The 14924-nt window shown below is 46.6% G+C and carries 12 protein-coding genes; 2 read left to right on the top strand and 10 right to left on the bottom strand.

Annotated elements, in window-relative coordinates; all coding sequences use genetic code 11:
* The 9 genes from MKX74_RS07595 to MKX74_RS07555 all read right to left on the bottom strand — a co-directional run bounded on the left by MKX74_RS07595 (window position 1) and on the right by MKX74_RS07555 (window position 9864).
* On the bottom strand, window positions 1–420 hold the full coding sequence (locus tag MKX74_RS07595) for a hypothetical protein (RefSeq protein ID WP_018885994.1): 420 nt from the start codon (window positions 418–420) through the stop codon (window positions 1–3).
* Between the two features lie 4 nt (window positions 421–424).
* A complete protein-coding gene (locus MKX74_RS07590) occupies window positions 425–1396 on the bottom strand; it encodes a pectinesterase family protein (RefSeq protein ID WP_341177967.1) in 972 nt (323 codons plus the stop codon).
* Window positions 1397–1667: 271 nt separating this feature from the next.
* Complete coding sequence (locus MKX74_RS07585) at window positions 1668–2558, bottom strand: dienelactone hydrolase family protein (protein WP_341177966.1); 891 nt, start codon at window positions 2556–2558, stop codon at window positions 1668–1670.
* A 14-nt stretch (window positions 2559–2572) separates the two neighbouring features.
* Complete coding sequence (locus MKX74_RS07580) at window positions 2573–3913, bottom strand: glycoside hydrolase family 28 protein (RefSeq protein ID WP_341177965.1); 1341 nt, start codon at window positions 3911–3913, stop codon at window positions 2573–2575.
* Entirely contained in the window at window positions 3900–5057 is a 1158-nt protein-coding gene (locus MKX74_RS07575; RefSeq protein ID WP_341177964.1) for a glycoside hydrolase family 88/105 protein, read from the bottom strand. Before MKX74_RS07575 ends, MKX74_RS07580 begins: the two co-directional genes overlap by 14 nt.
* A gap of 41 nt (window positions 5058–5098) precedes the next feature.
* A complete protein-coding gene (locus MKX74_RS07570; protein WP_341177963.1) occupies window positions 5099–6610 on the bottom strand; it encodes an extracellular solute-binding protein in 1512 nt (503 codons plus the stop codon).
* Between the two features lie 168 nt (window positions 6611–6778).
* Window positions 6779–8290 carry an extracellular solute-binding protein gene (locus MKX74_RS07565; protein ID WP_341177962.1) on the bottom strand — a complete coding sequence of 504 codons (1512 nt, stop codon included), beginning with the start codon at window positions 8288–8290 and terminating at the stop codon, window positions 6779–6781.
* Between the two features lie 20 nt (window positions 8291–8310).
* Window positions 8311–8943: a YesL family protein gene (locus MKX74_RS07560; protein WP_018886001.1), complete on the bottom strand. Its 633-nt coding sequence runs from the start codon at window positions 8941–8943 to the stop codon at window positions 8311–8313.
* A gap of 30 nt (window positions 8944–8973) precedes the next feature.
* Window positions 8974–9864: an ABC transporter permease gene (locus MKX74_RS07555; protein WP_081625292.1), complete on the bottom strand. Its 891-nt coding sequence runs from the start codon at window positions 9862–9864 to the stop codon at window positions 8974–8976.
* Between the two features lie 350 nt (window positions 9865–10214).
* Between MKX74_RS07555 and MKX74_RS07550 the strand changes: the two genes are divergently transcribed.
* Entirely contained in the window at window positions 10215–11099 is an 885-nt protein-coding gene (locus MKX74_RS07550; protein ID WP_025680618.1) for a carbohydrate ABC transporter permease, read from the top strand.
* A gap of 334 nt (window positions 11100–11433) precedes the next feature.
* Here the strand turns inward: MKX74_RS07550 and MKX74_RS07545 are convergent, their stop codons facing one another.
* Window positions 11434–13680 carry an AraC family transcriptional regulator gene (locus tag MKX74_RS07545; protein ID WP_341177961.1) on the bottom strand — a complete coding sequence of 749 codons (2247 nt, stop codon included), beginning with the start codon at window positions 13678–13680 and terminating at the stop codon, window positions 11434–11436.
* A 706-nt stretch (window positions 13681–14386) separates the two neighbouring features.
* Between MKX74_RS07545 and MKX74_RS07540 the strand changes: the two genes are divergently transcribed.
* Window positions 14387–14806, top strand: a complete 420-nt coding sequence (locus MKX74_RS07540) for a MarR family winged helix-turn-helix transcriptional regulator (RefSeq protein WP_028592088.1) — start codon at window positions 14387–14389, stop codon at window positions 14804–14806.
* Window positions 14807–14924 lie beyond the last annotated feature (118 nt).

The raw sequence follows: 14924 nt of genomic DNA, 5'->3' as shown, positions 1-14924 counted from the left end.
TCATAGGTTCTGAGCCTGTTGTCTGCCACGCCAGATGCACAGGATGGCGGATACGAAGAAGAGGAAGGCTACCGGAAAGCCCAACATTTGCGTGCCGAGCAGTATCAACAAGCCAGCCAGACCATACAATACGGCTGCAATTACATACCGTCCCTTGCGTCCAAGGCTATAGCTTGCGAAGACAACCAGAATCAGGACAAAGGTGACGGTCGTGCCGAACCACGCACCTAGTGTCCGCAAGGCCTCATAGCTGTCCTCCAAAGTAACTGCTGTATTATTTTCACGCAGCATGGGGTACAGTGACGTCTCGAAGGTCTCAAGCGACATCTGTCCTATGACCACCGAGAACCCCCCCATGAATACCAATGCTACGATGGCGCCGAACCATCCTATTCCCAGTTCCCATCTCCGTGCCATCATGCCGCTATTCCCCTCTCTGCTTCCAGAAATGTTCGTCGAAAATATCTTCCTTGCGGAAGGTGCTTGCCTGGTTCTCACTTAGCTCTTCACAAGCCGCCCAGCCGACACGGGCGTCACTATTGCTACCCGGGCCTTTGCTGCCGTATTCACCATAGACAGTAGTCTCTTCGTTCGCCGGATTATCCCAGTTGTCCCAGCCTCTCGGGTCAATATGGCTATCCAGCAAGCAATCCACGAATATCGTCTTGGCGTACTCACGCCAAGGCCTGCCTAGAAATACTGGAGTCATATCAGCCTCACCCGTCAGATAGCACTGATTAAAGACATAGCCATGCTCCTGTCCCTGCGGTGTCGATGCGGCGGTTACAAAACCTGCATGATTACGATCATGCCTCAGGCTACGGATTTCACAATGCTCAAAATAGGCTGTCGCTCCACCGAAAATAAAATCAACAGTACCCTCAATGTAGCAGTTCTGATAGAGCTGTCTATATTGCTGATGGAACTCCTTCAGTTCAATTCCACCAAAGACGGTGCGTTCCTTGGGACGCGGTGGGAGCGGCCCAGTGAACAGCGTATCCTGATGGGCTTTCAACGAGCAGTTACGGAAGATGGTGCGATCCGAGTGAGCCGTTACTGCAACGGCTTGCCCAACCGCTTCGCCTTGTCCTGCTGTATTGGATATGATCAGATTCTCAATTATCAGATCACTTCCTCCGAGAAATAGGGTAGCTGTAGCAAATGTGCCGATCTCGGCTCCAGTCTCATCCAGCTCACGAGCGTATCGATTCATGCGAATTTCTACTTCTCCCAGCCCAATGATATGTAGGCGAGAACGATAAATGCGCACTTCCTCTTCATATAGGCCTGCCATAATGTACAGCTTCTCCCATTGATCGGAGGGACGCTGCTCCAATGCATCAATCGCTTCCTGAATAGATGAATAATCACAAAATGTATGCTTACCAACGATCATAATGAGGTCGTTCCTTCCCTGGCAGATATCTGTTCAAGCCTAGTAATATAAGCAACTTCGATGATTAAATATGCGCTTATGCTGCACCCACATTCTGTCGAGTGCCATTTCTTAGATGCATTTCTAAAATACAGTCAGGTGAACAAGTTAACCTTGTTCACCTGGAGATTCAATGAGTCTGAACCGTACTGTGTTCACTAGAAAACATCCATGCTTGCCTAATTAGCTGACTTGTGCGGCAGCTAGCTGGGCGAACAGACTTTTCTGTAGTTTATAGATGTCTGGCAAGAAACTCCTGCCAGGCTACTCGCATTTCCAATGTCTCCATATGCCCTCCGCCGGTGTGGATGGGCTGCCAGTGCTCTGGGTAGCCTGCATCCTGATAAGCTACATGCAATCCTTCCGCCAACAACTGTACTCCCTCCGGGGGACAGAGTCGGTCATGGATACCGACGAGACTCATCCGAACTCTAGGGACAATCCTTTTCTGGATATCAAGCGTTGTGAAATGCTTCAAGAGACCTGGAACATAGGAATAAAAGCCATGATGGTCCAGTCCACGCTTGGCAAGCAATGTCTCGGCATCCACTTGAGCACACAGATCTACGGTGACCTTGATCCGCTCATCAAGCGCTGCAAGCCACCAAGCCATCAAGCCACCCATGGACATACCGATGGTTCCAATCCGGGAGGCATCAATATCCTCTCGACTGGACATATAATCCACCAGGCGTTGATTGTCATACAGCATCATGCCCCACATGACCTGTCCCTTCCAGAGCATCTCCTTCACAATTTCACTCTCAGCCTTACCACTACGCTCATTGAAGCCCCACATATCGATGCAGCATGCCGCATAGCCCATACTCGTTAGGGTCTGGGCAAAGGATGGCTCCTGCAAATAAGCGCTACTCTTGATAAATTCTTTACGACCGTTTGTGTAATTGCCACCGTGGGAGTGGTTGAACACCACGAGCGGAAATGGCCCTTTACCCTGCAGCGGTACAGCCACATAAGCAGGCACAGGCTCCAGCCCATTAAGGTCGAGCAAGAGGGATTCCAGACGAAATCCCTCATGTTCTTCAACCTTCAGGGTGGTCGCATGGATCGGACGCTCCGCGGGCAGATCGCCCAACAACAGCCTCAGCTGATCCTCCATCATTGCGCTCCCCCCTTTTATGTTCCTGCTGTAACCTCTACCTGCTCGACCAATTGCTCCGGCTTCGCAGTATTTCTGGATTCACAATTCAATAGCTCTACCTTCTCACCGTTCTCAATGTAGAAGGCAGGTCCTTCATGATTTTCAATCGTTACCTGCTGGAAGCGAATATCTTTTACATTCCCAAGATAGAAGCCCCGGTTGTTCATATCCTCAATGCCAGTCATCATTGCAGGCTTGCCCGGGATTGCATTCTTCGCCATCGAGATATCGATATTGGAGAAGGTGATCTCCGAGATATAACGCTCTGCCAAGCCATACAAGAAGCCAGCAGCAGCATGGACGTTGCGAGCTGTAATATCGGCAAAATGAATGCGACGGAAGCAAGGTGTCTCATCGGTAATCGGATAAGGATTCTTATCCCATACGTATTTGTCCTTACCACGTGGTCCGCAGAAATAATACAGATTCAGGATGAACGGACAAATGACGTCCTCCATGACGATATTGCTAATACGGATATCCTCAATGGTACCACCGCGTCCACGTCTGGACTTCAGACGAACGCCTCGATCCGTCTGCTTGAAGACACAATTGCTAATCGTTACATTGCGGATATCGCCGCTCATCTCACTGCCGAGCACAACGGCTCCATGACCATGCACCATAGTGCAGTTCGTAATCGTGATGTTCTCACACGGTACCCGTTCGGCCGTATCCTCTGTACCTGCTTTGATCGCAATACAGTCATCGCCAACATCGATATTGCAATTACTGATTCGAACATTAGTACAGGATTCCGGATTAATACCATCTGTGTTTGGTGAATCCGCCGGATTGAGGATGGATACGTTATCCACCGTCACGTTGTAGCTCAAGATCGGATTAATCGTCCAGCTCGGGGAGTTCTGCAGGGAAATGTCCCGAAGCGTAACTTTCTTGCAATTGTAAAAACCGATCATGGTCGGTCTTGGCGCCTTCAGTTCCTCTCTCCGGTTACGGAAGGTATCCCACCAAGGCTGTCCATTGCCTTCAATCGTTCCGCTACCTGTAATAGAGACGTTCTCCAGATCCTTACCGAAAATGCAGGGAGAATGCACCTCGCGGCGCACTCCTTCCCACCGGGATTCTACCATTGGAAAATCCTCAGGGTCTGTACTGAAGGACAACACAGCTCCCGGGCTTAGATGCAGCTCAATATTGCTCTTGAGCCAGATTGCTCCTGTCTTGAACGTACCAGCAGGCACGACTACTGTACCGCCACCAGCCTTACTGGCCGCATCAATCGCAGCTGCAATGGCAGCTGTTGCGACTCCGTCTTGGGTAACTCCATAATCCGAAATATTATACACTGGCATTTTGTTCCTCTCCTGTTCTCAAGCCTTGGCGCTGCAGCCATTCATATTCTCCACAAGCCTGGAGGAATGCTCCAAAGCCCTTCTGGTCATTCGTTACAATCGGTTCACTAATATAGTAAGCAAAGGTACCATCACGTTGATCCGCACCACCAAGTCCAGCCACCGCACAATTCTTGTTCAGGTTCACCCAGCCTTCTTTGGTCTCCAGCACGAATTCAGTGATAATGCCGTTGAATGCTTTCGTAAGTGTCGCTTCCCATGAGGAATCAAGCACGCCCAGACGGATTCCTTTAGCCAGTGCATAAGCAATCATGCTGGAAGCAGAAGCCTCAAGATAATTCCCTTTCCGCTCCGGCATGTTCACCACCTGATACCAGACACCTGTTGCAGGGTCCTGATGAGCCTTGAGCGCAGTCAATGTATCATTAAGAATACGAACGAGCTCTTTGTAATCCTTGTGTTCCTCCGGCAACAGTGCAAGCACATCTACAAGCGCCATCACGAACCAGCCCATGGAACGTCCCCAGAAGTTCAGAGATAGCCCCGTCTCAGGATTACACCAAGGCTGCACACGTTTCTCATCCCATGCGTGGTACAGGAGGCCTGTCTCGGCATCCTTCGTATGCTTCTCACACAGAATGAACTGGGTGGTGACATCGTCCATGCCCTCACCATTCTCGAAGGTCAGCAAATATTCCAGGTAGAACGGTGATGCCATATATAAGCCATCCAGCCAGATTTGATAAGGATAGATTTTCTTGTGCCAGAATGCCCCCTCCGAAGTACGGGGATGAGTCTTCAATTGCTCGCGCAGAAGCGCAGCAGCTTTCTTGTACTTCTCATGTCCAGTCTCCTTATACAGGAGAAACAGAAGCTTGCCGTTATTGATATGATCAATGTTGTATTCATCCATACCATAACCGCGGATGCTTCCATCCTCTTGTACAAAATAGTCCAGTTGATCCTGAATGTAACGCAGGTATTCTTCATTTCCCGTCTGCTTCCACAGCAGCTCGAAGCCCTTTAGTACAACACCATAATCGTAGGACCACTTGCGATTGTGGCCTCGATCATCATAAATATTCGGCATTCGTTCCATGAATGATTTAGCTGTCTTCTCAGCCCAGTATTGCTTCTGCTCCACTCCTGATCCCTCCTGTCACAGTCGGTTATATCCGCTGTGTTTTATTTAGTCTTTGCATAGGCTTCTTCGTATTCCGTTTTAATCTGGTTACCACCAGCATTCTTCCAATTCTCTACCGCTGCCTTGAAGCCAGCTTCATCCAGCTCGCCCATAATAAATTTGAAGGAAGCATCCGTAATAATTTTTTCGAGCTCTGTACCTCTATCGTTGGCGGTCGGAGAATCCAGTGGAACCGTAGGGTCCAGAACAGCGTAATTAGAGTTCTCCTCAATAAGTTCATTGGAAAGCGCCTTCTCAGGGTTGGCATCCTTCAGCGTATACGTTACTTCACTTGGTCTGGAGCTGGAGAATGGCTGTACATCCGCCTGCCACTTATCCTTGTCGATAATTTTGTAAGTGCCATTTTCATCAATCTCGTAGTGCTCTCCCTTAATACCGCCAGTCATATACATAAATGCTTCTTCATCAATCAAATCGTTTACAAATTTCAGCAGGCGTTTCAGCTCTTCCTCGGATTTCACCTCGGATTTAGGGAACGCCAGCAAGCCGCCTACGCCACTGCCTTCAGACCAGATATGATACTGTCCATCGCCATTGGAGATCTTGTTCACTGGCACCAGCTCCATACCTTCCTGCAAGCCTTGGGACAGGTTACGAAGGTTCGCAATGTCTACCATACCTGTGTAAATACCTGCACGACCTTGAGCAAATTGCTGTTGTTGATCCGTCTTCGCTGTAACAGCAAAGTCCTTGTTCATGTATCCGTTAGTGTACAGATCTCTTTGATACTTGAGTGTCTCCAGATATTCTGGTGTTTCGAACTCAGGCGTGAATTTGCCTTGATCATCTACCATCCAGCCGTTCGGAGTACCGAAGTAAGAACTCAACGTCTTGAAGCTGCTATAACGAAGGTCGGAACGATCCACGAACCCGGTAGTGTCATTTTTGCCGTTGCCATCAGGGTCCTGCTCGGTGAAGGCCTTGGCTACGTTATACAGCTCATCCAGTGTTGTAGGTACTTCCAGACCTAGCTTATCCAGCCAATCTTTACGGATGACCAGACCACCGCGGGCCAGATTCTTCTGGAATGGTACACCATACAGCACGCCATCAATCGAAGCGGCTTCACGTACATTTTGTGGAATCTTCGTCAGGTTCTCATATTCATCCAGGTACGGACCTACGTCCCAAAACAGGCCGGATTTAAGAGAGTTACGTACAGATGAGTTCGTCATCATGGTCAGCGTTACGATATCAGCCAATTGGCCTGAGGCCAGAGCTGTTGTAATCCGCTCTTCCTTGGAGGCATCAGGTACCCAGTTAAATGTAATTTTGGATTTGGTGTATTCCTCAAGCTTGGACTTCACGACATCCGTCGGTGGGGAAGCCGTATGAAGTACGTTCAACCAAGTGAATTCCACCGTAGAATTAGGATCGTAAGCCGCATTTGAATCTCCACCAGGGGCTGCACTTTGGCTGCCACCTCCACAAGCTGTCAACAGTGTGCTGGTAAGCAGGACTGCTGCTGTAATACCACTAAGCTTCTTTTTCATGTTCCATTCTCCAATTCATGTGTATTGTGATGATTCATTCAGCATTTTTGCATCATTCGGAGCATAGCGCTATCGGTCACAATGAATAGATCAAAAACACTACCTTGACCTATTCATTGTGGATTGAGCATGAGCTTGAAAGTCGCTAGTCGTATTTATGCAAAAATACTAGTTCTGAATTGCTTTGTAGGCAGCCTCATACTCTTGGATAATGGCATTACCACCGGATTTTTTCCAGTTTTCTACAGATGCCTTGAACTCCTCCAGACTAGACTTGCCAAGAATATATTTGTAAGTTGCATCCGTGATGATTTTTTGCAACTCAGAGCCCTGTGTTGTAAATGTATCGGAATCCAGCGAATAGGCCGGGTTCAGCACAGCGTAGTTCTCATTGTCGAGAATCAGTTCATCCGCTTTTTTCTTCAACGGATCTGCATCGTGAATCTCATAACCAAATTCCTTCGGACGGCTGGCAGACAGCGGCTGCACCTCTTGCTGCCACAGCTCATTGTTCGTGATCGTAGTAGCTTTCTCAGCATCCACAGTATAGTGAACGCCTTCAATGCCGTACGTCATTAACGCGTAGACTTCTTCATCCAGCAGGTCGTTGACGAACTTCAGCAAGCGCTTCAGCTCAGCTTCATCCTTCACCTGGGATTTCGGGAATGCCAGCAAGCCGCCAATACCATTGTTAGCTGCCCAGATCGCACGGTCTGCATCATTACCAGTTTTTGTAATGTTGTTAACAACCACGAGCTCCATATCATCCTGAATGCCTTTAGCCATGTTCAGCAGGTTCTTACTGTCGAACAAGGCACCTACATAGATACCGGCCTTCCCTTGAGCGAAGCTTTGCTGCTGATCCGTCTTGGCTGTAACTGCAAAGTCTTGGTTAATGTAACCGCTCTCATATAATTGTCTCATATAATCCATGGTAGCCACATACTCGTCTGTATCGAACTCCGGTATCATTTTACCGTCTTCAGTAACTTTCCAGTTATTAGGAGTTCCGAAGTAAGAGCCGAGTGTCTTAAAGGCACCATAGATTAGGTCATTCCGGTCTACGAATCCCGTTGTATCCTTTTTACCGTTACCATCTGGATCTTGCTCTGCAAACGCTTTGGCCACAGCCATCAGCTCATCGGTAGTCTTCGGTACTTCAAGCCCCAGCTTGTCGAGCCAATCCTTTCGGATCGTTACCCCGTTACGAGCAAGCGACTTCTGGAATGGAACACCGTACAGCTTGCCAGCGATGGATGCAGAATCACGCGTATCCTCCGAGATTTTTGCTAGGTTCGGGAATTCATCGAGATACGGTCTAACCTCCCAGAACATCCCTGACTTGAGTGCATTACGAACTGAGGAATTATCCAGCATCGTTAGCGTTACAATGTCAGCTAGCGAGTCGGATGCAAGCGCTGTATTAATTCGTTCCTCCTTGGAGGCATCCGGAATCCAGGAGAACTGAATTTCCGTATTCGTCTTCTCTTCAATCTTGTCGACAATCGTGTCTGTAGGTGGAGATGCTGTGTGCAGAATATTAAGCCATGTAATCGTGGTTTTGCCGTTTTCCCCTTCACTCGTGCTCGAAGCGCCTTCCTGCGCGCCACCGGCACAAGCCGTCAATAGTAAGCCGCTGCAGAGCATTAATGCCATACACTTCTTTACCATTGTCTTCATGTTTGTTTACAGCCCCTTTATTATTTTTGCAAAGCTATATCTTCCTCTTTCGCCACAGCTTTTCGTTCCATTCTGCTGAACACCTGATGCGTCATCCACATGACCAGATATCCGATCAGGCTCGCTCCGGCAAAAGTAAGAATTCCAGGGAATAGATTAAGAATCAGGAAGTAAATCAGGGCAATTCCCACCATAAGCACCAGGGTATACTGTAAATTAGAGAATCCGATGATCAATGACATTCTGACCTTCAGCCAGATTCCCTTCCAGTCATAATGACTTACCAGCGGGAAAATATACAGCAGTGAAATCAGATACAGGAAAATCCCCACAAAAATGACGACACGCAGATACCATGAACTAATATTCGCCAAGTCGATATAGAGCACATAGCCGACAACCGTATAGATCAGACCGAGTATAGAGCCTTCCTTGAAGCTTTCCTTGTAATACTTCACGAAGGAAGTGAATACAGGAACCTCTTCATTCCCGCGAATCCACTGCCGTAGCACACTCATCATAGCGATGGTTGCCGGCCCGATCCCGAACAGGACCAGACCCAGCAGTGTACCGCCAGTCCACAGCAGGTTCAGATAGACCAAGCGAAGTATCCTCATACACCACGCATTGACCGTTTCCACAAATTGTATCATTTTACATCCTCCCCTGCTGTAGTAAATATCTTAGTAGACTCCGTCTTCGCCCATCTTCTTCGCGAGCTTATTGGACAGCACAACCAGAACCAGACCTACCACGCCTTTGAACAAACCGACGGTGGTACTGAAGCTCAATTGTCCGTTACGCAAACCCGCTGTATAGATATAGGTGTCAAAAATTTCGGCAACCTCACGGTTCAGTGAATTCAGGAGCAGGTACATATGCTCGAAGCCCAGATCCAGTGTATGCCCAATCTTGAGAATCAACAGTGTGATAATAACCGGACGGATGGCTGGCAGTGTCACGTGCCATGTCTTTCTCAGACGACTTGCTCCGTCCATCTCTGCTGCTTCATACAGCTGAGGGTCAACTACTGTAATAGCTGCTAGATAGATGATCGTTGACCAGCCAAGCTCTTTCCAGATGATCTGCCCGATATATACGGTACGCAGCCATTCCGGAGAGGTAAGGAAGCTTATTTTCTCCCCGCCCAGAGCAGCGATCATTTCATTGATAACCCCACCATCCACTGTCAGGAATACATAGGAGATGGATACGATGATAACCCAGGACATAAAGTGAGGAATGTAAATCACCGTCTGGATTACGTTCTTGAAGAGCTTGTGTCTCACCTCATTCAGCATCAGAGACAATATAATAGGTAGCGGGAAAAAGATTACGATGTTCAAGGCGAACAAAATCAGTGTATTACTTAGTAGCATAAAAAAGGTTGGTTCCGTAAAAAGGCGAATAAAGTGCTTCAATCCTACCCACGGACTACCCATGATTCCGAGGTATGGCTGATAATCCTGAAATGCGATAATCAGACCACCCATCGGCAGGTACTTAAAGATGATAAAATAAATCAATCCGGGAAGTACCATGAGATACAATAGTGCGTTTCGTTTCATACCCATGAACTGGCTGGTGCGTCGTTTCTTTTTAATGTTCACATCCACAGCTGTGACATTTGCTTTCACTGGGCAACCTCCTTCATCAACGTTCCGTTTACATGCCTCAGCTTACTGGAACATTGGCATTCCGTACATAATCATCTCGTGATAGCGCTTGCAGATCCCTTGTGGTTGCAGCGTTTTTCCCGTATACACATCATTTGAGGATTATCCCACAACATAATGATTATCCTGTAATGCCCCTGCTCGGTACCGGTCATAGCATGGACAATCTCGCCTGCGGATTATATACGGAATCCCCCATGCTTGGTAAAGTTAACTTATAAATGATTTCTACTCTAGGAGGTTAACGCATGGCATCAGCATCCTTCAAAAAGCAGACCGCAAGCAACCTTATATTTACGGTTGTGAACAATTCCTTGCTGGTCATTATCGCTCTCGCTTGTCTACTACCCTTTGTAAACGTTATCGCCAGCTCATTCGCAACGACTCAGGAGGTAGTAGCCAAGAAATTCATACTATTCCCTACTACGTTCTCGTTGGATGCCTATCAGTACATTCTTTCCACGCCAACGATCTTCAAGGGCCTAAGTGTCTCTGTTGGCGTAACATTAGTAGGTACATTAGTAAGTATGGTCTTAACTGCATTTATGGCTTACGCACTGTCCAGACAGTACCTAGTCGGACGTGGGGCTATCAACTTCATCATCGTATTCTCCATGCTCTTCAGCGGTGGTATGATCCCTACATTTCTCGTAGTAAAAAGCATGGGTCTAATCGATTCCTACTGGTCGCTGATCATCCCGGTTGCCATTAATGCCTTCAACTTGATCATTATGCGTAACTTCTTTCAGGCGCTCCCTGAGAGTCTTGAGGAATCTGCCAAGATGGACGGTGCCAATGACTTCGTCGTCTTCTTCCGAATCATGCTGCCGCTAGCCCTGCCATCCATTGCAACGATCTCACTGTTCTACGGTGTAACTTACTGGAACACTTACATGAATGCGATTCTCTACATTAATGACTCAACTAAATGGCCAATACAAATCCTGCTGCGCCAGATAGTCATCGTATCCAGTGGTATGCAGGCAGATTCAGGCTCGGTCGATGTCATACCACCTGCACAGACGATCAAAATGGCCGTTATCGTGATTGCAACAGTGCCAATGCTCATTGCCTATCCATTCGTACAAAAACACTTCACTAAAGGTGCCCTGCTGGGTGCAGTAAAAGGTTAAGACACCAAGCAGCAAGTTTCCGACATTATCAGAAACTTGCTGCTTTTCTTTTGGAGGACTTACTGATCTAGCACGAGTCCCGATCCACTGGACATTTCACTACACTTCACTTCATTACACTACACTACACTACACTACACTACACTACACTTCACTTCATTACACTACACTTCACTTCATTACACTACACTACATGCACTACACTACATACACTGCTCTACGAGTTCTACTACGAATGAAAGCAGGATGTGCAGGAGCTTAGGCACAAGAAGCTCCCAACGGAATCATGTGATTCCAGGAAGCCTCTGCTCCTTCAATATTCTATTGATATTAACTAATTAGCTTGCTTGATCTTGCGATAGGCACCAGGCGTCACGAGCTCCTTCTTGCGGAATGAACGGATGAAGTTCTGAGGATTATGGTATTGAAGCCGTTCTGCAATTTCCTTAATAGTCATCTCAGTCTCTGTCAGCCATTTCTTGGCCATTTCCAGTCGATAGCTCATCAGGTAATCACTAAAGGTCGTCCCGAACTCCTTCTTGAAGATACTACTCAAGTAGTTAGGGTTGTAATGAAGGCGATCGCCAATAATCTCAAGAGAAAGCTCCTGATCATACTCCGTGCGAATAATATCAGCAATCTGCTCTGAGAGCCCACGGAACTGCTTGTTGGTCTTCTCCTTCATACATCGAACCATCGGGAAGATCGCCTCGTCCACTAGCAAACGCTCAATCTCCTCGGGATTGCGAATGCTCAGTAATTTATGGTACAGAGCATGATTGTCATGAGTCAAGAGCACCTCAATGCCAAGCGTCTGCTCCAGTTGGATCAGGTTGTTCACCAGTCGAACCAGCATAACTTCAAAATTCATGGAATTCTTGCTCTTCTTCATCAGTTCAGCCAGCAAAGGATACAGATATCGGCTAACCATATCTTCATCCCCAAGACGGATTGCATCGAATAGCTGTGACTCCAGCTCTGCAGGATACTGCACCAGTACAGGTCCAGATACGACCTGAGAGATATCTTCATAGAAAATGATGGATTCCTTACCGAGATTGAGACGCTGATGGAGCGCTTGCTTACTCATCTCACAGGCTTCCTTGCTTTCAAGCAGTTGATCATAGACCTTACTAATGCCAATGCTGACAGACAAATTAAGATATTCCTTAACACTCTTGATCAGGGATTTAGCATAAGCCAGCACCTGCTTATTCATCTCCTGCTCGCTTAGATCCTTGAACATCAGGATTGTAGCCTGCGTGTTCGAATTCAGGATAATCGGGAGCATGCGCTGTTCGGAAGGAACCACTTCCTCCGTGAGCTTATTAATGGCTATTAGCAGCACGTCCATATCCGTAGGCTCACGCTTTCCGAGATTATCCAGCTGAACTAGCACCGTCATGAATCTGTAATGCTCCATATCTCTATATCCCAGGCGTGGCAGCTTGAGCCCAAGCTCCTCCGCAGTAACTCTATTGCGGAATAGATTAAGGATGAGCTGAGTCTCTAACTGCGGCATCTCAGACTCCATAAGAGTCTCAAGGCTTTCCTTCTCGGTAATGATGTTGTCTATTGAGTTCAGAATCCAGTCAATTTCATTTTTGGCTGCATCCTGTGTGTTCTTGGGAAGACTGCGCTTGATCTGTTGGATGGGCTTCGTAAAATAGACTGCAATAATGTAAGCTACCACCACCATAAGCAACACCAGTAGAACGCCCATAGCAATCAGACCAAATTTGGTCACTTTTAGGGCACTGGCGATCTCCTCCTGATTCAATACTGTCAAATAAGTCCAATTATTATAAGAGGATTTGGAATACATAATCATCAAAGGTCCGCCACGTTGTTGTTCAAGCGTGAGCTTCCCTCCGGCAGTTTCTGTTCCAACCGACTCCATAATCTGCTTAAGCTGGATATCCGACAATAGCCCCGGCGTCGGCGCCGTCTCATACATAAGAACACCTTGGCGATTCAGAATGTACACGTTGGTGTTCTCGTCACCAGAACGAATGGAGTTGTTTAACGTTTGCAAAGAAATATCTGAAAGTGCGATAGCCTGCTTTTTCTTAGAGAATACAGGTAATGTATTTACGAATTGTATTCCTTCATCTGTCTTTACCCAGAATTGAGAGCTGTTCTGATTCTCTATATAGGAAGCGAACATCTCTTTACGATCTTCGTCGGACAGATAACTTAGCGTGCCATTGGCTACTTTCCAGTTCTTCTCCAGACTGATTAGGGAATACTCCGTTCCCTCCATACCCATCGTAGCAATATAATTCAATTGTGTGTTGACGTCCCTGTATGCAATAAAATCTTTCTCTGTAATTGGACTCAGGACGACATCCCGAAACGAGCTGGTGGTGCTATATGTGTTGAAGGCATATTCAATGGTCTGAATTTTCTGCTCCAAATTGTTCTTGATCTGTGTAATATAATTCTGTTTGCCATTCGCAACACTCTCTATGACTGAGTTAGTGGTATAAATATAGATATAGCTGCCGAAGCTAATAACAAGCGTTACACCGAGCACGAGAATCGGTAAAAAGATTTTGTAGAACATGATTCCTTTTTTCATGTAAATCCCCCTCAGGTCGTACCTATTACCAATTATAGCGTTTTCACAGAAAGGTGCCAATTAAAATTTACCTTTCCTCCGTTTTTGCAACCCCAGTCATGATCAGCCCCATTCTATTCAATTAGATAATTATAATAGAAGCACATGGATTATATTGTGAAGAAAATTACAAAGTTTTGATAATTTAATGTCCACTCCATTACTAGTCTATTGTGTGTTAACTGCACTATTGCATTTCGGATTTAGACATGATATATTGATTGAGGCATCAAATATTGATGAGTCAAGTATTGATGGGTCAAACAGTTCAGCAGAGCATGAACGATGTGAGCTGAATTTATATGTCCACACCTAATCTTGACATCGTACACTGACTTCTATTCTTCAAGCATGGACAACATGCGCAGGAATGAGCTAGCAGCTAACATGAACAGGCCTGTCATATATAGCTCGGCAATCCATGATTACTTTGACATCAGGCAAAGTTAAAGTCCGGATATGTATATTAATGATACAACGAATATATTTTGTAATATTATCAGAAAAATCCTATTCAGAGAATCCTTGACTTTTACATCACGATCCTCCCGCAGCTTATTAGATTCGCAGTTGATCGTAGGATTCGTCTCGTATCAGATCTTGGATGGCTATTAGCTGACAGTCACAAGACACTCTGCACTAATAGAAGCTACTAAGGAGGTGGAACATGACACGTCCAGTTAACGACCAGGAACAGGTCCTATACCTACTGAACACACTCGGTAACCAGATGAGTCCAAAGTTCGAGCGTTGTACCGGAATCAGTTCGTCCAGATTAGACATCCTGCATGAGCTCTGCCAAGTGGAGGAGATTAACCAGTCGATGCTGCAAAAGCTAATTAATATCGACAGTGCAGCTATCACTCGGCACCTTAAGCAGCTGGAGGCTGAGGGGATGATTGTCCGCAGCAAAAAGCCAGATGATCAGCGTGTTACCTTCGTGCAGCTATCAGAGCATGGTCGAGAGCGGATAGCAGCCTTTCGCAAGGAAAAAGAGGTCTTTCTGGGGCAGCTACTACACAATTTTACTGAAGAGGAAGTATCTCAGCTGGCCGATTATCTGCAGCGCATGCAGAATAATATTTAAATGTATGCATGCTCCGTGTAATCGCACACGAAGTCACAATGGTGACTAGGAAAACGTCTATCTTTGTTCTTTCACAGCAGACAGACCAAATAGACATATAACTAATAAGGAGTGTTGA

The organism is Paenibacillus sp. FSL K6-1230 (assembly GCF_038002385.1).
Classification (GTDB): Bacteria; Bacillota; Bacilli; order Paenibacillales; family Paenibacillaceae; genus Paenibacillus; species Paenibacillus massiliensis.
This window is presented reverse-complemented; position numbering and strand designations above follow the sequence as displayed.